At 65.2% G+C, this 20,715-nt stretch carries 14 protein-coding genes and 2 riboswitches; of the genes, 11 read left to right on the top strand and 3 right to left on the bottom strand.

Annotated elements, in window-relative coordinates:
• Positions 1-52: 52 nt before the first annotated feature.
• Positions 53-275: riboswitch (cobalamin riboswitch) on the top strand.
• A 113-nt stretch (positions 276-388) separates the two neighbouring features.
• Positions 389-3,253, top strand: coding sequence for a ribonucleoside-diphosphate reductase subunit alpha (locus ACN0WF_RS15325; RefSeq protein WP_417773643.1), 2,865 nt, complete (start codon positions 389-391; stop codon positions 3,251-3,253).
• 36 nt (positions 3,254-3,289) lie between these two features.
• On the top strand, positions 3,290-4,411 hold the full coding sequence (locus ACN0WF_RS15320; protein ID WP_417773642.1) for a ribonucleotide-diphosphate reductase subunit beta: 1,122 nt from the start codon (positions 3,290-3,292) through the stop codon (positions 4,409-4,411).
• A gap of 101 nt (positions 4,412-4,512) precedes the next feature.
• Here the strand turns inward: ACN0WF_RS15320 and metE are convergent, their stop codons facing one another.
• Entirely contained in the window at positions 4,513-6,867 is a 2,355-nt protein-coding gene (gene metE / locus ACN0WF_RS15315) for a 5-methyltetrahydropteroyltriglutamate--homocysteine S-methyltransferase (protein WP_417773641.1), read from the bottom strand.
• Positions 6,868-6,979: 112 nt separating this feature from the next.
• Positions 6,980-7,204, bottom strand: a riboswitch (cobalamin riboswitch).
• Between the two features lie 204 nt (positions 7,205-7,408).
• On the opposite strand from metE, the gene ACN0WF_RS15310 reads away from it, so the two are divergent.
• The 7 genes from ACN0WF_RS15310 to ACN0WF_RS15280 all read left to right on the top strand — a co-directional run bounded on the left by ACN0WF_RS15310 (position 7,409) and on the right by ACN0WF_RS15280 (position 15,001).
• Positions 7,409-8,416, top strand: coding sequence for a branched-chain amino acid ABC transporter permease (locus ACN0WF_RS15310; RefSeq protein ID WP_417773640.1), 1,008 nt, complete (start codon positions 7,409-7,411; stop codon positions 8,414-8,416).
• Positions 8,417-8,436: 20 nt separating this feature from the next.
• Positions 8,437-9,318, top strand: coding sequence for a branched-chain amino acid ABC transporter permease (locus tag ACN0WF_RS15305; RefSeq protein ID WP_417773639.1), 882 nt, complete (start codon positions 8,437-8,439; stop codon positions 9,316-9,318).
• Between the two features lie 4 nt (positions 9,319-9,322).
• Positions 9,323-10,030, top strand: a complete 708-nt coding sequence (locus ACN0WF_RS15300) for an ABC transporter ATP-binding protein (protein ID WP_417773638.1) — start codon at positions 9,323-9,325, stop codon at positions 10,028-10,030.
• A 2-nt stretch (positions 10,031-10,032) separates the two neighbouring features.
• A complete protein-coding gene (locus tag ACN0WF_RS15295) occupies positions 10,033-10,776 on the top strand; it encodes an ABC transporter ATP-binding protein (protein WP_417773637.1) in 744 nt (247 codons plus the stop codon).
• A gap of 41 nt (positions 10,777-10,817) precedes the next feature.
• Complete coding sequence (locus tag ACN0WF_RS15290; protein WP_417773636.1) at positions 10,818-12,050, top strand: amino acid ABC transporter substrate-binding protein; 1,233 nt, start codon at positions 10,818-10,820, stop codon at positions 12,048-12,050.
• A gap of 67 nt (positions 12,051-12,117) precedes the next feature.
• Entirely contained in the window at positions 12,118-13,518 is a 1,401-nt protein-coding gene (locus ACN0WF_RS15285; protein WP_417773635.1) for an amidase, read from the top strand.
• Positions 13,519-13,552: 34 nt separating this feature from the next.
• Positions 13,553-15,001 carry an N-acyl-D-amino-acid deacylase family protein gene (locus ACN0WF_RS15280; protein WP_417773634.1) on the top strand — a complete coding sequence of 483 codons (1,449 nt, stop codon included), beginning with the start codon at positions 13,553-13,555 and terminating at the stop codon, positions 14,999-15,001.
• Between the two features lie 5 nt (positions 15,002-15,006).
• Here the strand turns inward: ACN0WF_RS15280 and ACN0WF_RS15275 are convergent, their stop codons facing one another.
• Positions 15,007-15,900, bottom strand: coding sequence for a LysR family transcriptional regulator (locus ACN0WF_RS15275; protein WP_417773633.1), 894 nt, complete (start codon positions 15,898-15,900; stop codon positions 15,007-15,009).
• Positions 15,901-16,164: 264 nt separating this feature from the next.
• Here ACN0WF_RS15275 and ACN0WF_RS15270 point away from each other — a divergent pair, with 264 nt between their 5' ends.
• On the top strand, positions 16,165-18,792 hold the full coding sequence (locus ACN0WF_RS15270; RefSeq protein WP_417773632.1) for an ATP-binding protein: 2,628 nt from the start codon (positions 16,165-16,167) through the stop codon (positions 18,790-18,792).
• Positions 18,789-19,982, top strand: a complete 1,194-nt coding sequence (locus ACN0WF_RS15265; protein ID WP_417773631.1) for a sensor histidine kinase — start codon at positions 18,789-18,791, stop codon at positions 19,980-19,982. Before ACN0WF_RS15270 ends, ACN0WF_RS15265 begins: the two co-directional genes overlap by 4 nt.
• Here the strand turns inward: ACN0WF_RS15265 and ACN0WF_RS15260 are convergent.
• Positions 19,934-20,686, bottom strand: coding sequence for a response regulator (locus ACN0WF_RS15260; RefSeq protein WP_417773630.1), 753 nt, complete (start codon positions 20,684-20,686; stop codon positions 19,934-19,936). The two genes, ACN0WF_RS15265 and ACN0WF_RS15260, sit on opposite strands and share 49 nt — an antisense overlap.
• Positions 20,687-20,715: the final 29 nt, after the last annotated feature.

The raw sequence follows: 20,715 nt of genomic DNA, 5'->3' as shown, positions 1-20,715 counted from the left end.
AATCTCTTGGATGGTCGAACACAATCAATTGACGGAAGATCCGGCTTCAACCACCATATCTTGTAGTCATGGTCTCTCGATTCTCAGGATCGAGAGCTAAGAGGGAATTCGGTGCGCCGTCCTGAATCGGGACGGGCAAGGCCGAAGCTGCCCCCGCAACTGTAAGCGACGAGCCAACGTCCCTATCGCGTCACTGGAACCTGAGGGTTTCGGGAAGGCCGGACGGAAGCTGTGACCCGCGAGCCAGGAGACCTGCCGTGACACCAACGTATCGTCCCTGGGCGGGGTGTCCCGGTGGATCGCATGGATCAATCGTCGCTGCATCACGCGGCGGCCTCCTCCTGCATCCGCTCGGCCTTTGCCCCCAATAAATTGGGGTTTGAAGCCGATGTCTCTGACCATCGCAACCGAACGTCCGGATCTCCGGGCTCAATCCGTTCCGGCCGCCGATCCCGGCTGCCGGGTGATCCGCCGCAACGGCACCGTGACGCCGTTCGACGCCTCCAAGATCACGCTGGCGCTGTCGAAGGCCTTCCTCGCCATCGAGGGCAGCGGCTCCGCGGCCTCGCACCGCGTGCACGACATCGTCGAGGGACTGACGGAGCAGGTCGTCGCCGGCCTGACGCGCGGTGGCGAGGCCGGTCGCACCTTCCACATCGAGGACATCCAGGACCAGGTGGAACTGGCGCTGATGCGTGGCGGTCACCACAAGGTCGCCCGCGCCTATGTTCTCTACCGCGAGGAGCGCGCGCGGGAACGCGAGCGCGAGCGCGCCGCGACGGCTCCGGCCAAGACCGCGCCGCCCGCCCTGCGCATGACTTCGGCGGACGGAACCCTTGTCGCCCTTGACGACGCCCGGCTCGAAACCGTCATTCGCGAAGCGACCGGCGGACTCGCCGACGTGTCGAGCGAGACGGTCCTCGCCGAAACGCGACGCAATCTCTATGACGGCATCAGCGCCGACGAGCTGGCACTGGCACCGATCCTCGCCGCGCGCACGCTGATCGAGCGTGAGCCGAACTACGCCAAGGTCTCCGCCCGCCTGCTCAACGACAAGCTGCGCCGCGAGGCGCTGTCGTTCCTTGCCGGACGCCCTGACCAGGCGACGCAGGCGGAGATGGCGGAACGCTACGGCGCCTATTTCACCGCCTATGTGCGACGCGGCATCGAGGAGGAACTTCTCGATCCGGAGCTCGCCCGCTTCGATCTCGCCACTCTTGCCGCCGCACTCGCGCCCGAGCGCGACATGCAATTCGACTACCTTGGCCTGCAGACGCTTTACGACCGCTATTTCCTGCATGCGCGCGGCACCCGCATCGAACTGCCGCAGGCATTCTTCATGCGCGTCGCCATGGGGCTCGCCGTGCGCGAGATAGACCGGGAAGCCCGCGCCATCGAGTTCTACCGGCTTCTTTCCTCCTTCGACTTCATGACCTCGACGCCGACACTCTTCAACTCCGGCACCCGCCACCCGCAGCTCTCGTCCTGCTTCCTGACCACCGTCTCGGACGATCTCGACGGCATCTTCAAGGCGATCCGGGACAACGCGCTGCTGGCCAAATACTCCGGCGGACTTGGCAACGACTGGACGCAGGTGCGCGGGCTCGGCGCTCATATCAAGGGCACCAACGGCGAGAGCCAGGGTGTCGTTCCCTTCCTGAAGGTCGCCAACGACACAGCCATCGCCGTCAATCAGGGCGGCAAGCGCAAGGGCGCGGTCTGCGCGTATCTCGAGACCTGGCACATCGACATCGAGGAATTCCTCGACCTGCGCAAGAACACCGGCGACGACCGCCGGCGCACCCACGACATGAACACCGCCAACTGGGTGCCGGACCTGTTCATGGAGCGTGTAGAGGCCGATGCGGCCTGGACATTGTTCTCGCCCGACGAGACGCCGGAGCTTCACGATCTCTACGGCCCTGCCTTCAAGACCGCCTACGAGGCCCATGAGGCGCGCGCCGCGCGCGGCGAGATCAAGGTGTTCAGGCAGGTGCGGGCCGTCGACCTGTGGCGGCGGATGCTGACCATGCTGTTCGAGACGGGGCACCCCTGGATCACGTTCAAGGATCCCTGCAACATCCGTTCTCCGCAGGGACACGTCGGCGTCGTGCATTCCTCCAACCTGTGCACGGAGATCACGCTGAACACGGCGGAGGACGAGGTCGCCGTCTGCAATCTCGGCTCGGTCAACCTTGCCGCCCATGTCACCGCGGACGGTCTCGACCACGACCGGCTGGCGCGCACGGTCGCCACCGCGATGCGGATGCTCGACAATGTCATCGACATCAATTTCTACACGATCCCGGAGGCCCGGCGCTCCAACCTGCGCCACCGCCCGGTCGGCCTCGGCATCATGGGCTTCCAGGACGCGCTCCAGGCCCAGCACATCGCCTATGCCTCGCCGGAGGCCGTCGACTTCGCCGACCGGAGCATGGAGGCCGTGAGCTTCCACGCGATCTCGGCCTCGGTGGCGCTTGCCGCCGAGCGCGGTCGTTATGCAAGCTTCGAAGGCTCGCTGTGGTCGAAGGGCATCCTGCCCCTCGACAGCCTCGATCTCTTGGCGGAGGCGCGCGACGGGTTCGTGCCCGACCGCACCTCCCGGCTCGACTGGGACTCCCTGCGTGAGCGCGTCAGGCGCGTCGGCATGCGCAATTCCAACTGCATGGCGATCGCGCCGACGGCAACGATCTCCAACATCTGCGGCGTCTCCCAGTCGATCGAGCCGGCCTATCAGAACCTCTTCGTCAAATCGAACATGTCCGGCGACTTCACCGTGGTGAACGCGGCACTGGTTCGCGACCTCAAGGCACGCGGTCTGTGGGACGAGGTCATGGTCTCGGACCTGAAGTACTACGACGGCAGCGTCGGCAGGATCGACCGTATCCCCGATGATCTCAAAGCTCTCTACGCAACGGCCTTCGAAGTCGAGGCATCATGGCTGATCGAGGCCGCCGCGCGTCGACAGAAGTGGATCGACCAGGCGCAGTCGCTCAATCTCTATGTCGCCAATCCGTCGGGCCGAAAGCTCGACGAGACCTATCGGCTCGCATGGCAGCGCGGGCTGAAGACCACCTATTACCTGCGTTCCAGCTCCGCGACCCACGTCGAGAAGTCGACCCTCAAGGGCACGGACGGCAAGCTCAACGCCGTCTCCGCCGGCGGCCCGGCGTCCGCCCCGCTTGACCCCGTCCCGGCAACACAGGTGCAGGCCTGCGCCATCGACGATCCCGACTGCGAAGCCTGCCAGTAAGCGGCCCTCAAGACACACCGGACAACGGAGACAGACATGCTCGACTGGTCAGACAACGGCACGGCGGCCGCGCCCGCCGCCCCGTCCTCGCCGCTTCCCGCAGCGGATGCCACAGGTCTTGGCGCCATCGATCGCGGAGCCGCCCGCGTCACGGTGGACGAAAAGCGCATGATCAACGCGCGCGCCGACGTGAACCAACTTCTGCCGCTCAAGTACCGATGGGCCTGGGAGAAATATCTCTCCGGCTGCAACAACCACTGGATGCCCACCGAGGTTTCCATGCAGGCCGATATCGCCTTGTGGAAATCGCGCGACGGTCTCACGGAGGACGAGCGGCGGATGGTGAAGCGCAATCTTGGCTTCTTCGCCGCATCGGAAAGCCTTGTCGCCAACAACATCGTGCTGGCGATCTACCGCCATCTCACCAACCCGGAGTGCCGGCAGTATCTGCTGCGCCAGGCTTTCGAGGAGGCGGTGCACACCCATACGTTCCAGTACATCGTGGAGAGCCTCGGCCTCGACGAAGGCGAGCTGTTCAACATGTACCGGGAAGTGCCCTCGATCACCGACAAGGCCGCCTGGGCGCTGGAGTACACACGTCATCTCGACGACCCCTCGTTCGAGACGGGCACGCCGGAGGCGGATCAGGCGTTTCTGCGCGATCTCGTCGCCTTCTACGTCGTCTTCGAGGGGATGTGGTTCTACACCGGCTTCGCGCAGATCCTCTCGCTTGGACGGCGCAACAAGATGGTCGGTATCGCCGAGCAGTATCAATACATCCTGCGCGATGAGAGCATTCACCTGAACTTCGGCATCGACGTGATCAACCAGATCCGGCACGAGAACCCGCATCTTTGGACACCGGCGTTCCAGGACGAATTGCGCGACATGGTGAAACGGGCGGCCGACCTGGAGGCGTCCTACGGACGGGACACGATGCCGCGCGGTTTCCTGGGTCTGAATGCCGCTGCCTGCGAGCAGTACATGCAGTTCATCGCCAACCGGCGCTGCGCGCAGCTCGGCCTCTCTCCGGTTTTTGCGGAGACGGACAATCCCTTCCCCTGGATGAGCGAGGCGATGGACTTGAAAAAGGAGAAGAACTTCTTCGAGACCCGCGTGATCGAGTACCAGAACGGCGGCGCGCTCGCCTGGGACTGAGACAGCGAAAACCCGTGCCGGATCGCTCCGGCACGGGCCCTGTTCATGCGATATCGCCGGTCAGGCGGTGGCGGCACGTCCCGCGAGCGGCGCTTCGGCCGTCATTCCGCCGCCTCCCGGGCAAGCGAGCGCAACTGGCGTGCGGCCTCGACCATGTTCACGAGTGCCGGGCGCACCTCGTCCCACTTGCGGGTCTTCAGGCCGCAGTCGGGATTGACCCAGAGCTGTGCGTCGGAAAGCCGCTCGCGCGCGAGCATCAGCAGGTTCGCCATTTCCCGCACCGTCGGCACGCGCGGCGAGTGGATGTCGTAGACACCCGGCCCGATCTCGTTCGGATAGCTGTACCCCTGGAACGCATCGAGCAGCTCCATTTTCGAGCGCGAGGTCTCGATGGAAATCACATCCGCATCCATCGCCGCGATGGCCTCGATGATGTCGTTGAACTCCGAGTAGCACATGTGCGTATGGATCTGGGTCTCGTCCTCGACGCCCGAAGACGCCAGGCGGAAACAGCCGACAGCCCAGTCGAGATAGGCTTTCCAGTCCGCATGTCGCAGTGGCAATCCTTCGCGTAATGCCGCCTCGTCGATCTGGATCATCCGCGCGCCGGCCGTCTCGAGATCGGCGACTTCATCGCGGATCGCAAGCGCGACCTGGCGGCAGGTTTCGCTGCGGGGGATGTCATCGCGTACGAAGGACCAGTTGAGGATGGTGACCGGACCGGTCAGCATCCCCTTGACCGGCCGTTGCGTCAGCGACTGCGCGTAGCGCCACCAGCCAACCGTCATCGGCTTCGGCCGCGAGACGTCGCCGAAGAGGATCGGCGGCCGGACATAGCGCGAGCCGTAGCTTTGCACCCAGGCGTGTTTCGTGAAGGCGAAACCCGACAGGCGCTCGCCGAAATACTGCACCATGTCGTTGCGCTCGAATTCACCGTGGACGAGCACATCGAGACCGATGTCCTCCTGCCAGCGGATGACGCGCCGGGTCTCCTCGCGCAGGAACCCTTCGTAGCCGGCGGAATCGAGCGTGCCCTTGGCGTGGGCGGCACGCGCCTTGCGCACGTCCGCGGTCTGCGGGAAGGAGCCGATGGTCGTCGTCGGGAACAACGGCAGCCCGAACTGCGAATGCTGCAGGCGTGCCCGCGACGCATAGGCGCTGGCCCTGCGGCTGGCCGAAGCGGGAATCGCGGCGAGCCGCTCCTTCACCACCGGATCGTGCACCTTGGCGGACGAGGCGCGCCGCGCCACGGCGGATGCGGATGCAGCGAGCCGCTCAGCAACCGCCTCGCGTCCGTTCACCAGCGCCTTTCCGAGCGTCGACAGCTCGTCCATCTTCTGCACGGCAAAGGCAAGCCAGTCCCTCAGGTCGGCATCGAGACCGGTTTCAAGATCAAGATCGATCGGCACATGCAGCAGCGAGCACGACGGGGCGATCTCGATCCGGTCGAGACCGCGCTTCTCGACCACCGGTTCGAGCCGGTCGAGAAGCGCCGGCAGATTGGCGCGCCAGATGTTGCGTCCGTCAATCGCACCGAGCGACAGGACCGTGTCCGCCGGCACGCTCTCCAGCACCTGGTCGAGCTGTTCCGGCGCGCGCGCCAGGTCGACATGCAGACCGGCGACCGGGAGCGACGCGGCAAGCGGAAGATTGTCGCCAAGCGCGCCGAAATAGGTGGCGAGCATCACCTTGAGGCCCCGCACCTCTCCGGCGATCCGGGCATAGGCGTGGCGAAAAGCGTCCTGCGCCGCTGGCTCAAGGTCGGTCGCAAGGCATGGCTCGTCGATCTGCACCCAGTCCGCGCCGGCCTCGGCGAGCCGGGCGAGAAGCTCCACATAGACATCGAGCAGGCCGTCGAGAAGCGACAGCGGATCGAGCCCCGGATCGGCGCTCTTGCCGAGCTTCAGAAAGGTTACGGGACCAAGCAGGACCGGCCGCGTCTGAAATCCCAGCGACCTTGCCTCGAGATACTCGTCGAGCGGCTTGGTCGAGGCGAGCGTGAATTTCTGGCCGGCCGCGAACTCCGGAACCATGTAGTGATAGTTGGTGTCGAACCACTTGGTCATCTCGAGCGCGGGAACGCCGGTCCCGGCGGATCGCTGTCCATGACCGCAGGAGGCCTGATCGCCTGCTCCCTGGCTGCCCCGCGCCATGGCGAAATAGGTATCGAGCGGCACCTCGCCGCCCTCCCAGCCATAGACGTCCGGAATCGCGCCGACCATCACGCTGGTGTCGAGGACATGGTCGTAGAGCGAGAAATCGTTGGAAGGAATATTGGTCACGCCAAGCGCTTGCTGGCGGGCCCAGTTGGCGGCGCGCAGACCGGCCGCCGCGTCTTGCAGCGATGCCGCGTCAGACCTGCCGGACCAATAGGATTCGAGTGCGAACTTCAGCTCCCGCCGCGGGCCGATCCGCGGCGCTCCAAGAGTGCTGACTGCGAGAGAAAGTAGAGACATCGGCTTCAAACCCCAATGTGTTGGGGGCAAAGGCCGAGCGGACGCATGCCATGATCTTCCGCGACAGGTCGCCGACGGAAGCGCAAGCGCACCACCGGGACACCCCGCCCAGGGACGACTATCTTGTCGCGGCAGGTCTCCTGGCTCACGGGTCAACGCTTCCGTCCGGCCTTCCCGGAACCCCTGCGGTTCCAGTGACGCGAATTGGACTTCGGCTCGCCGCTCACAGTTGCGGGGGCAGCTCCGGTCTTGCCTGTCGCGTGGACAGGCGCACCGGATTCCCTCTTAGCTCCGACGTCATCGCGACGTCCAGAGAACCACGACGCCCGAAGAGTGGGCCTCGCGACAGCCAAAGTCAAGCGATATAAAGACATGCTTATGTCTTGATATGACGTGAAATGCACCACAAGCTGCCGCATGAAGCATCACAAATCCCGGAAAGTTATGTCATCAGGTTATGAGGTTTCGCGCAATTGCGATAGGACAGGACCCGGGCACCGGGATACGCTTCAAAAAAAAGCAATATCGACAGAGGTCAACAGTGTCAGAACAGTCAGCGGATCCGCAAATCGCGGCCGAACGGCCGCCTATTGCCGCCTCATCGCTTCCGGAAAACACCAACCGGACCAAACGCCTGATCTGGGCCGGAGTCGTTGCCGCAATCATCGTCGCGTTTCTGCCCGCGCCGATGTTTACGGACAATCTCTCCTTCATGTTCTACATGATGCTCTGGCTTACGATGGCCACATCGTTCAACTTCGTAGCCGGAATGGCCGGATATATGCCTTTTGGTTATGTCGCATTCTACGGTATTGGCGCCTATGCGACCGGTGCTCTCTACAAGAGTTTCGGCCTGCCGATTCCGGTCGCTCTTGCCGGCGCTGCGCTCGCCGGGCTTGCCTTCGGTCTGCTGCTCGCGCCGACCCTGAAGCTGCGCGGCGTCTACTTCGGCATCGTCAGCCTGGCTCTGGCGATGGCGCTGAAACTGACGATCTCGCTGATGCCTTCGGAGATCACCGGCGGCAGCCTCGGCCTCATCCTGTCGAGCGCCAATGATCCGGTCGCCGCCTATTACGCCATGTTCGCCGTTCTCCTCGGCGCGCTGGCCGCCGGCACATGGCTTTCCATGTCGCGCCTCGGTGTCGCGCTCCGCGCCATCCGCGATGACAGCGAGGCAGCCGAGGTTGTCGGCGTCAACGTCGTGCGCACCCGCCTCAAGGCCTGGCTGATGGCCGCCATGTTCCCCGCGCTCGTGGGCGGAGTGGAGGCCTGGTACACCAACGCGATCGACCTCGACTCCTCCTTCAACCTGCTCGTGACGGCCAAGAGCATCGTCTATGCCATGGCGGGCGGGCTCGGCTTCCTCGTCGGACCGATTATCGGCGCGGGCGCGCTTTATGGCATCGACCAGCTCATCTGGCGCCAGTTCCCGACCCTCAACCTGCTCATTCTCGGGCTCGTGATCATCGGCCTGATGCTGCTCCTGCCGCGCGGCATCGTCGGTGCCTTCGCGCAGCGCTTCTCGCGCTTCCGCCGCTTCATCCCGTAAGCCTGACAGGATTGAAAAAGATGAATGACCTTCTGCTTCAAGGCCTTGTGAACGGCATCGTCGTCGGGCTGATCTACGCGCTGATCGGTGTCAGCCTCAATGTCATCTTCGGCGTGCTGCGCGTCGTCAACTTCGCCCATGGCGAGTTCATCGTGCTCGGTGCCTATGGCGCCTTCTTCGCCCAGACCTGGCTCGGCCTCTCGCCGCTGATGGCCATGCCGCTCGTGTTCGCCGTTTTCGGCGCCGCCGGCTACGGCCTCTATTTCATCCTCGTGAAGCGGCTCGCGCGCTCCAATGACCCCGAGCACGCCTCGCTGCTCGTCATGTTCGGCCTGTCGCTCGTGCTCGGCGCGCTGATGCTGCTCGTCTTCGAGGCGGACGCGCGCTCACTCAACTATTCGCTCGAGCCGCCGTTCCTGATGTTCGGCAACGTCATCCTGCCGACGACCAAGCTGCTCGGCCTCGCCGTCAGCATCGTCATCACCGCGGCACTCGCCTTCTTCCTCTATCGCACCATGCCCGGAAAGGCGCTGCGCGCCATCATCATGAACCGGGACGCGGTGCAGATCGTCGGCGTCGATCTCGATCATCTCTCGGCGCTGACCTTCGGGCTCGGGCTGGGGCTGGCGGGCATCACCGGCATCCTTGTGTCGATGATCTTCCCCTCCTTCTCCCCCTTCATCGGACAGGACTACACGTTGATCGGCTTCATCGTGATCGTTCTCGGCGGCCTCGGCCACCCCATCGGCGCGGTCGCCGGCGGCATCCTGTTCGGCCTGGCGGAGCAGACCGCGATGGTCTTCTTCAGCGGAACCGTGGCGATGCTGCTCGGCTTCGTGCTGCTGATCGCCGTCATCCTCATCCGCCCCGCCGGCCTGTTCGGCATCCAGAAGCAGAGGTGAGGACATGCTCAGAATCGAAAACCTCATCAAGACTTTCGGCGGCGTAACGGCTCTCGCCGGCATCAGCCTCACCGTCCCCGACCGCTCCATCCTTGGCGTGCTCGGCATGAACGGCTCGGGCAAGACGACGATGCTCAACTGCGTCAACGGCATCTACCAGGCGACCTCCGGCACCATCGAGCTCGACGGCAAGAGCCTGATCGGCAAGGAGCCCCACGCCGTCTTCGCCGAGGGCGTTGGCCGCACGTTCCAGGTGCCGCGCATCTTTCCGCAGATGTCGCTGCTGGAAAACCTCTCGGTCGCCCTGCTGAGCAAGGGGCTCGGCAACGCCGAGGTCGCCGAGCTCAGCGCCCACTGGCTGAACAAGGTCGAGCTCTACCGGCTGCGCCACAACTACGCGGAGGAGTTGTCCGGCGGCCAGCAGAAGCTGCTGGAACTCGCCCGCATCATGGTCGCGGAGCCAAAGCTTGTGCTGCTCGACGAGCCCTTTGCCGGCGTCAACCCGAGCCTTGCGCTGCTGCTGATCGGCATCATCCGCGAGATGCCCCAGGAGGTCGGATGTTCGGTCCTGCTGGTCAGCCACGACCTCACCTCCGTCTACGAACTGTCCGACAACATTCTGGTCATGCACGAAGGCAAGGTGCTCGCCGAAGGCGACGCCGCCGCCATCCAGAAGAACCCCGACGTCATCGAAGCCTATCTGGGAGCCTGATCATGGATGGCGTTGAACTCAGCATGGAGAACATCAGCGTCGCCTACAATGGCGACATCACGGTTCTCAACGGCGTGGCACTCCACGCCCGCCCCGGCGAGGTGACCGGAATCATCGGGCCGAACGGCGCCGGCAAGTCGACGGTTCTCAAGACCATCTTCGGTCTCCTGTCGACGCGCACGGGCAGCATCCGGCTTGGCGACCGCGACATCACTGGCCTCAAGGCCTTTCAGCGCGCGCTCGCCGGCATCTCCTTCGTTCCTCAGAACCGCAGTGTCTTCGCGGACCTTTCCGTCTATGACAACCTGCTGCTCGGCTGCTGGCCCTTCCGAAAGGACAAGGCCCGCATCGAGCGGGCGATCGACGGCATCTTCGACCGCTTTCCGATCCTCAAGGAACGCCGCTCCAGCCCGGCCAGCGCCATGAGTGGCGGCCAGCAGCGCTTCCTGGAAATCGCCCGCGCGCTCGTCACCGATCCCAAGGTGATCCTTCTCGACGAGCCCACGGCGATGATCGCACCGAAGATCTCGAAGGACATCTACGCCCTGACCCGCTCACTGGCCGACCAGGGCGCGACCATCATCCTCGTCGACCAGAACGTCCGCCAATGCGCGGCCGTATCCGACCGTCTCCACGTCCTGGAGCTCGGTCGCAACAAAGCCGAGGGAACCCGGGAGGATTTTGCCACCGACGGCCAGCTCAAGGAGATGGTCGCCGAGTGGATGAACTACCGGATCGACGTCTGAAGACGCCATCCGCCAACTCAAAAAAACCAGAGAGGACAATCATGTGGACCATCACCAAGCGTAGTTTCCTGGCAGGCACGCTGCTTGCCGCAAGCCTTGTCCTGCCGATGACCGCCGCCAAGGCCGCGGATCCGATCCGCATCGGCATGACCGTCTCCTCCTCCGGCAACTTCGCCCTCGCCTCCCAGTCGGGCGTGCGTGGCGTCGAGATCTGGGTGGACGAGGTCAACGCCAATGGCGGCCTCACCGTCAACGGCGAGAAGCGTCTCGTCGAGCTGGTCAAGCGCGACGACCGCAGCGACAAGCAGATGGTCGCCCGCGTCTACGAGGATCTGATCGCCAACGAGAACGTCGACCTGCTGATGGCGCCCTTCGGCTCGACGCTGAGTGCCGCGGCGGCGACGGTGACCGAGCGCCTCGACAAGTTCATGGTGATCTGGTCGGCCGCCTCCGATGCCCTTTATGCCCAGGGCTTCAAGAACATCGTCTCCGCCACCCAGATGCCGGTGTCGCGCATGCCGAGCGCCGGCCTCGAGGCCGCCCACGCGCTTGGCGGCAAGAAGGTCGCGATCGTCAACGTCGACGAGCCGTTCCCCGCCGGCCTTGCCGACGGTGCCGAGGCCATCGCCAAGAAGCTCGGCATGGAAGTCGTGCTCAAGGAAGATTATCCCAAGGGCACCAAGGACTTCAGCCTGCTGCTGCAGAAGGCGCGCGCCGCCGGTGCCGACGTGTTCTTCCCGACGAGCTATGAGGGCGACCTCATCTCCATGGTGCGCCAGATGCGCCAGATGAACGTGAATTTCCCCTTCACGTTCATGGTCTACGCCTCGACGCCGCAGTTCATCGAGATCGGCGACGATGCCCAGTACATCTACAGCCACACCAACTTCCACCCGACGATCAACTGGGAGGTGACGGCCGGTCTCGACCGCGAGGGCTTCCTCAAGGCCTATGCGCGACTGTTCCCGGACGTCTCCTATGAGCCGGACTTCCAGACCGTCCTCGCCTATGGCGCGGGCGTCATCGCCGGCGAGATCATCGAAAAGGCCAACAGCCTCGAGGCAGCCGACCTGAAGAAGGCAGCCATGGAGCTCAGCGACAACGTCACCGTTCTCGCCGGCCCCTACGCCATCGACGAGACCGGCATGCAGCTCAAGATGCCGTTCCCCGTTGTCCAGCTTCAGCCGGGCAAGGGTCTCGTCACCGTGTGGCCGAAGGAAGTCGCGGTCTCCGAGCCGATCTACCCGATCCCGGCCTGGACCGAGCGGAAGTAATCACGCGCCCGGCCCGGCGGTTCGCCGCCGGGCCTGGAGCTCTCCCCCAAAAGAAGAAGTAGTGGACATGGACCTGTCATTCACCTCCCTTGCGGAGCTTTCCAAGGCCCTCACAGAAGGGTCGCTCACCGCAACCAGGATCACTGCGCATTTCCTGGATCGGATCACCGCCCACAATGCGGCGCTGGGAGCCTTTGTCCATGTCGATGCTGACAAGGCGATGGCCATGGCCGAAGGCCACGACCGGCTTCGTGCCGCCGGCGTTGTCTACGGTCCGCTGCACGGCCTGCCCATTGCGGTGAAGGATCTCGTCGACTGGCGCGACGAGACCTGCACCGTGGGCAGCGCCGCGTGGTCCGGCCGGCGCTCCACGACCGATGCAACGGTCATGAAGCGTCTTCTCGCTGCAGGAATGATCCCCATCGGCCGCACCGCCATGGTCGAATTCGCCTTTGGCGGCTGGGGCACCAATCCGATCTGCGGAACCCCCTGGAACCCCTGGGATCGCGAAACACATCGCATTCCCGGCGGCTCTTCCAGCGGATCGGGTGTTGCCGTCGCGGCCGGCCTTGCGCCGGCCGCGATCGGCAGCGACACAGGTGGTTCCGTCCGTATTCCCGCAGCCCTCACCGGCCTTGCGGGCCTGAAGCCGACTTACGGTCGCATCAGCCTCAAGGGCTGCTTCCCGCTCTCCGGCACGCTCGATTCCGTCGGACCGATGACACGTACCTCGGAAGACGCGGCTTTGTTGCTGGAAGCGCTTAGCGGCCCCGACCCGGACGATCCCGCTACGCTTGCCGCCCCCCTGCTCGAGGCAGGCGCCTGGCGGCGCCAGGCGGTCGACGGTCTCCATGTGGCGGTCATGCGCGAGGATGACTTCCCCATCGCGCTCTCGCCGGACATGCAGGCCGCATTCGAACGGGCCAAGGAGGCGCTCGTCGCGCTCGGGGTCAGGCTCGTCCCAGTCTCCCTGCCCTTCAACTTCGACGACCTCACCCGCCGCAACGGCGAGATCATCGCCGCCGAAGCCTTTGCCATTCACCGCGACTACATCCATGACGAAGCGCGGCCGTTCGGCCCCCATGTCCGCAAGCGCATTCTCGCCGGCGAAGGCATCGGCGCGGACGCCTATATCGCCACGCTCGCCCACTACCGCGAGACCAAGCGGCGCTATGCCGAGTTCATGCGCCCGTTCGCCGGCCTGCTGACCCCGATGCTGCCGTTCGCGGCGGTCCCGGTTGCGGAGGTCGACGAGACCACCGTGCCGCTGGCGCTCTTCGGTCGCCCGGCGAATTACGTCGGAGCCTGTGCGCTGTCGCTGCCCGCCGGCTTCAACGAGGCGGGATTGCCGCTCGCCATCCAGTTGATGGGCCAGCCCTTTGGCGAGGAAAGCCTGCTCGCGCTCGGTTCGGCCCTGGAGCCGCTGCTTGCAGCGGACAAGCGCCGGCCCGAGGGGCTTGCCGCCTGATATCCGACCACGCGCCCGACCGGGAGGAAACCTCATGCCCCAGAACACCTGCGACCTGCTGCTTGCCAACGCCGAGATCCACGACGGTCTTGGCCGCCCGCCTGTCCGCGGCGGCGTCGCAATCGGCGACGGGCATATCCTCGCGGTCGGCGACGTTTCCGACTGGCGCGCCCGGGAGATCCGCGATCTTGGCGGTCTCTGCCTCGCACCCGGCTTCATCGACGTGCACACCCATGACGACCGGGCCGTCCTCGACGACAGCGGCATGGAGCCGAAGATCACGCAGGGCGTGACCAGCGTCATCGTCGGCAATTGCGGCATCAGCCTCGCTCCCTACAAGAACCCGCCGCGACTGGTGCCCCCGCTCGGCCTGCTCGGCGATCCTCAGGACTATCGTTTCGACAGCTTCGCCGCGTACGGGCAGGCCGTGGACGCGGCGAATGTCGCCGTCAATGTCGCCGCCCTTGCCGGTCACGGCACACTGCGCGCCATGTCGATGGAGGACACGGAGGCTCCGGCGAGCCAGGCCGAGATCGAGAAAATGCGCGCGCTGCTGCGCGAGGCGCTCGAGGCCGGCGTTCTCGGTCTCAGCACGGGGCTTGCCTATCCGGTCGCGCGCTCGGCTCCCACGGACGAGATCGTGACGCTGTCGCGCGAGCTGGCGGCCTTTCCCGGCGCGCTCTACGTCACCCACATGCGCGACGAGCGAGACAAGGTCGAAGAGGCCGTCGGCGAGACCATCGACATCGGCCGCCAGGCCGGCGTCCCGGTCGTGATTTCGCACCACAAGTGCATCGGCCGGCACAACTACGGCCGCTCGCAACGCACGCTCTCGATGATCGACAAGGCGCTGCGCCATCAGGACATCGCCATGGATGTCTATCCCTACGAGGCAAGCTCGACCGTGCTGCTGCCGGAGCTGACGCGGCACGCGGAGCGCATTCTCGTCATCAACTCCCGCAGTCATCCCGAGTTCAACGGCAAGGAGCTCTCCCATGCGGCGGAGCAGATGGGCTGCGATGAAGAAGAGGCCGCGCGCCGTCTTGCCCCGGCCATGGGCGTCTATTTCCAGATGTCGCCGGAGGACATCCGCCGCATCATGACGCATCCGCGCACCATGATCGGCTCCGACGGCATTCCCGGGCCGCAGTCGCACCCGCGCCTGTGGGGAACTTTCCCGCGCGTTCTCGGGCGCTACGTGCGTGAGGACAACGTGCTGCCGCTGGAGGAGGCGATCCGCAAGATGACCTCTCTGCCGGCGCAGGTCTTCGGCATCGCCCGACGCGGCCGGCTGCAAAGCGGTTTCGCTGCCGACCTTGTCGCCTTCGACCGGGAAGAGGTGCTGGACCTTGCCGACTACGACACACCGGACCGTCCGTCCGCCGGCATCGCCCATGTCTTCGTCAACGGCACGGCCGTGCTCGAGGATGGCAAGGTGACGGGTGCTCGCGGCGGCCGCTTCCTGCGGCGCGGCGCCGCCTGAGCAGATCAGGCGGACGGATTGAGTTCCCGGCAGGCGACCTTCAGCACCTTGAGGAACACTTCCTCGGCGTTGGACAGAGGGCGGTTTTCCGCCGTCAGCGCGGTGATCGTGAATTCGAGCGGCGGCTCGAGCGGGCGAAGCCGCACGCCCCGTGTGAAGCGGGCCGAGAACTCATCGACGATGGCGCAGCCGATGCCCTCGCTGACACAGGCGGCGGCGACGGAATAGGTGTGGACCGACAGTCTCGGCTCATACGGCACGCCGACCCCCTCGAAGGCGGCGCGCAGGAACACGCCCACCGGCGATTCCCGCTCCAGGCCGACAAGGTCCGCCATGTCGATGTCGCGCAGGTGCTTCGCCGACGTTTCGACCGGCACGGCGGGATCATCGGTCTCCAGAAAGGTGAGCTGCATCTTGCCCACCGTCATGATGTTCACCCCCGGAATTTCCGCGATCGAGAAGGCGACGGCGAGATCGAGGTCGAAGGCCAGAAGCCGCTCGACAAGCACATCGTAGTGGTGGGTGAACACCTCCAGCTCGAAGCCTTCCCAATGCAGCGGCAGGCGCGAGATGACGCGGGGCGCGAGCCCGACACCAAGGCTCGGCAGGAAGCCGACGCGCAGGACATTGTCCGGATTGCGGCCGAGATTGCGGGCAAGCGCGCGGAACCGGTCAAGCGCGACCTGCACGTCCTTCGCCTCCTCGAACAGCAACTCCGCCTCCTTGGTCGGGACGAGACGCTGCTTCACGCGGTCGAAGAGCTTGAAACCGAGCAGGGATTCGGCGTGTTTCAGCGTGCGGCTGAGCGCCGGCTGGGAAACATTGAGCCGGACGGCGGCGGCGTTGATCGACCCGGCAAGCCGGATCGCGTGGAAGACCTCGATATGACGCAGGTTCATGGGGCCGGAACGTTCGTCGGAGTGCGGGCGGGATTGCGGCTGCGCACGGCGCGGCGGCACACTACACCGGCGAGTGCGCCCGGCGCGACCGTTTCCTCCGTGCAGAGATAGATACGCGCTCTGGAGCGGAGCCCCCGGATGCTGCTATGATCCCGGCAAAACAAGAAAGCACGCAACCGGCGCAGCTCATCGGGGGGAGACGCTCGGTCCCATGACACGGATCACACCTGCACAACGGCACCCCATCACGCCTCTGACCGGCTGATGGACCTGCCGCATCTGCCAGCCTTGCGATCCTACCATTCCTGGATCGCCAATGAGACGCTCGAGGACTACTCGCTGCGCTACGCGGCGCGGTCCTTTCGGCGCTGGTCTCCGTTTGTCATCGCCAATACCGCGCTTGGCGGCATTTCCTTCCTTGCGCTAGAGGCGATCGGCGGGGCGATCACGCTGAGCTACGGCTTTGCCAATGCCCTGCCGGCAGTGCTCGTCACCTGTCTCTTCGTCTTCGTCACCGGCCTGCCGATCGCCTATTACTCGAGCCGGCACAACATCGACATGGACCTGCTGACGCGTGGCGCCGGCTTCGGCTACATCGGCTCGACCATCACGTCGCTGATCTACGCCACCTTCACCTTCATCTTTTTCGCCCTCGAAGGGGCGATCATGGCGCAGGCGCTGAAGCTCTTCGCCGATGTGCCGCTCGTGCTCGGCTACATCCTCTCCTCGCTCGTCATCATCCCGATCACCTTCATGGGGATCACGATGATCAGCCGGCTGCAGATGATCACGCAGCCGATCTGGATCGCGATGCTGCTTCTGCCCTTTGTCGCCATCGCGCTGGGACATCCGGAAACGGCGAGCGAGTGGGTTTCCTTCGCCGGCCTCCACAATGCCGGCGGCGGTTTCGACGTGCTGTCCTTCGGCGCCGCGCTCGGCGTGCTTTTCGCCCTGTCCATCCAGATCGGCGAGCAGGTCGACTATCTCCGCTTCCTGCCCGACAAGACGCCCGAAAACCGGGTGCGCTGGTGGGCCGCCGTCATTTCCGCCGGCCCGGGCTGGATCTTCATCGGCGGCTTCAAGATCCTGTGCGGCAGCTTCCTCGCGGCCGTCGCCATCACCAGCGGCCTCTCGAGCGAAACCGCGCTCGAGCCGATCCACATGTATATCCTGGCCTATGGCTACGTCAGCTCGGACCAGGCCATCGTGCTGGCGGCTGCGGCGGTCTTCGTGCTGATCTCGCAGGTGAAGATCAACGTCACAAACGCCTATGCCGGCTCACTTGCCTGGTCGAACTTCTTTTCCCGCGTCACCCACTACCACCCGGGCCGGGTGGTCTGGCTTGTGTTCAACATCCTGATCTCGCTGCTGCTGATGCTGCTCGGCATCTTCCAGACGCTGGAGCTGGTGCTCGCGGTCTATTCGGTCATCGCCGCAGCCTGGGTCGGTGCCATCTTCGCCGACCTTGCCGTCCTCAAGCCCATCGGCATCAGCCCGCCCTACCCCGAGTTCCGCCGCGCCTACCTGCCGAATTTCAATCCCGTCGGCTGCGGCTCGATGGCGTTCGGCTCGCTGGTCGCGGTGATCTGCTTCACCGGCGAGCTCGGCGAGATCGCGCAGGCCTATGCGGCTCCGGTCGCCTTCGTCTCGTCGCTGCTCAGTGCCATCGCCATCGGCGTGGGCACGCGCGGACGCACCTATATCGCCCGCCCGGCCGAGCCGGTCGCCAAGGCGGGCGCGCTGGAAGTGCGCTGCGAGCTCTGCGGCGTCGACTACGAGCGGCCGGACATGGTCCGCTGCACGTTCTACCAGCGGCCGATCTGCTCGTTGTGCTGCAGCCTCGATTCCCACTGCCATGACGTCTGTAAATCATCCGGCATCACGCTGGAGGAGTCCCGGGCGAACTATGTCGGTCGCAGCCTGCGCGACAAGATCGCCCCGCACACGCGCCAGCGCCTGCTCAAGGTCGGCGGCGTGCTGTTTTCGCTCGCCATCGTCACGGCGGCGGCCATGCTCCTGACCTATCGGCTCATCGAGCCCGGCACCGGACAGCCCCACCTCAAGAGCGAGAACCTTCTGATCGACCTCTTCCTGGCGCTGCTGCCGCTGCTGGGCATCGGCGCCTGGTGGATCGTGCTGTCGCAAGAAAGTCGGGAACTGGCCGAGCGCGACCTGATGGCCTCCATGGAAAAGCTCCAGCAGGCGCAACTTGAACTCGCCAACAGCGAACGGCTCGCCGCCATCGGCAAGGTGACGGCCACCGTCAGCCACGAGTTGCGCAACCCGCTGGGCACGCTCGCCACCTCGACCGAGATCCTGCGCCGCTCGCTCAAGGACAGCGGCGAACCCGTCGCCGGCGAACTGGAGCGCCTGCAGCGCAACGTATGGCGCTGCGTGCGCATCATCGAGGACCTGCTCGACTTCTCGCGCCGACACAGCTTCAACCCGTCCCCGCTCTCGATCGACCGCTGGGTCGCAACCCAGATCTCGGAACTCAGCGAGAAGACCCGCGCCACCATCGCGCTCGACCTTGCCGCCGACTGCCGTGTCACGGCCGACGGCGAAAGGCTGCGCCAGGCGTTTTCGAATGTCCTGACCAACGCCATTCAGGCCTGCGAGGCGATGCCCGGGCACGACACGCGGATCACCGTGGCGACACGGCGCGCGCATCGCCGCGTCCTGCTGTCGGTGAGCGACAATGGCGCGGGCATGGATGATGAGGTGATCGGGCGGGTCTTCGAGCCGCTGTTCAGCACCAAGGCATTCGGCGTCGGCCTCGGCATGCCGCTGGTCAAGCGCATCGTCGAGGCCCATGGCGGCGAGGTGATGCTCGAAACCGCGCCTGGCGAAGGATCCTGCATTACCCTGATCCTGCCGGAGGAGGCAGCATGAACGCGCCCGGCAGCGACAGCGCGGCGATGCCGCTTTCCCCTGCGGTCGAACGCAGCATCCTGATCGTCGACGACGACGCCGATTTCGCGGCAAGCCTGGCCGGCCTGCTCGTACTCGAGGGATATCGGGTGGTGGAGGCGCATGACGGCGACACGGCGCTGGCCTGTCTCGCGCGCGAGCCGGTCGCGGTGGCGCTTGTCGACGTGCGCCTCGGCACCGGCGACGGCATCGATGTGGTGCGGCGGCTCCGCAAGAGCGATCCCGACCTCGTCTGCGTCATGATCACCGCCTACGCATCGGTCGAGACGGCGGTCGAGGCGCTTCAGGCCGGTGCCTACGACTACCTGATGAAGCCCTTTCACAGCGAGGATCTGCTCGCCACACTGAACCGCTGTTTCGAACGCATCCAGCTCCTGCGCGACAAGGCGCGGTCGGCGGAACGCCTCGGCCAGGCGCAGCGCATGCAGGCCATGGGCCAGCTCACCAGCGGCATCGCTCATGATTTCAACAACGTACTTGCCGTTCTCCTGAGCAACCTGCGGCTACTGGAAGAGCGGGTCTCATCCGATGAGGATCTCACCGACCTCGTTTCCGACGCGCTCGCCGCCGTGTCGAACGGCACGGACCTGACGACCCGACTGCTGCGGTTTGGTCAACCGCCGGAGGAAAGCGTCGTACGCGTCGATCTTTCGCGTGAACTCCCGGGCATCGTGCGCGTGCTGGAGCGCACGCTCGGAGAGCGGATCGACATCCGGCTTGAGATGGAGGATGGGCCCTTCCCGGCCGAAATCCTCCACGGACAGCTCGAGACCGGCCTGCTCAACCTCGCCTTCAATGCCCGCGACGCGATGCCGGAGGGGGGCACGATCGTCTTTCGGCTGGAACGCAGGCACCTCGGACGGCACGCCGAGACCGCCACCGCGGGCCTGATGCCGGGGGACTACTGCGTTCTCTCGATCAGGGATACAGGCGAAGGCATGACGCCGGCGGTACGGATGCGCGCACTCGACCCGCTGTTCACGACGAAACCCGCCGGAGCCGGCTGCGGCCTGGGCTTGCCGATGGTCGACAATTTCCTGCGCCATGTCGGAGGGCGGCTCGGCATCGACAGCGCCCCCGGCGCGGGAACGACAGTGAGCCTCTACCTGCCCCTTGTTTCAACGCCCCCCTCCGGGGGAGCAAAGACGTAGCCGACGCCCCGGACCGTCTTGATGAACTGCATTTCGCGTACATTGTCATTGAGCTTGCGGCGGATCTTGCCGATCAGCACGTCTATGCTGCGGTCGTAGGGCGTCCAGTTCCGGTTGGCGACGATTTCCAGGATCTGCTCGCGCGACAGGATGCGTCCACGCCGCTGCACGAGCGCCGCCAGCACCTGAAACTCCTGGCTCGTGAGCCGGATCGGCTCGCCCTCGGGAGAGCTCAACTGATAGCTTGCCGGGTCGAGCCGCCAGCCGGCGAAACAATAGATCGCCTCCGAGGCCTCCTCGACGGCGGCGACGTCGATCTGGCGCAGGCTGCGCCTGAGCACCGTCCTGACCCGCGCCAGCAGTTCGCGCGGCTCGAAGGGCTTCGTTACATAGTCGTCGGCACCAAGCTCGAGGCAGACGACCTTGTCGATGGTGGAGTTTTTTCCCGACAGCACGATGACCGGTACGTCGTGCTGGGACCTGAGGTTGCGCGCGAGTGTCACGCCGTCCTCGCCGGAGGGAAAGGTCAGGTCCAGAATGACGAGATCGAAGGGACGGTCGGCAAGCGCACGGCGCATCTCGCGCCCCTCGTTGGCGCAATCGACGACGAAACCCTCCCCCGTCAGGAACTTGAGGAGGAAGTTGCAAAGCAGCCGGTCGTCGTCGACCACGAGAATGCGGGATCGTGTGTCATCACTCTGCATGAAACAACGATAGCCGCATTCGCGCACGG

It is taken from the genome of Stappia sp., assembly GCF_048268045.1.
In the GTDB taxonomy this organism is placed as follows: Bacteria; Pseudomonadota; Alphaproteobacteria; order Rhizobiales; family Stappiaceae; genus Stappia.
This window is presented reverse-complemented; position numbering and strand designations above follow the sequence as displayed.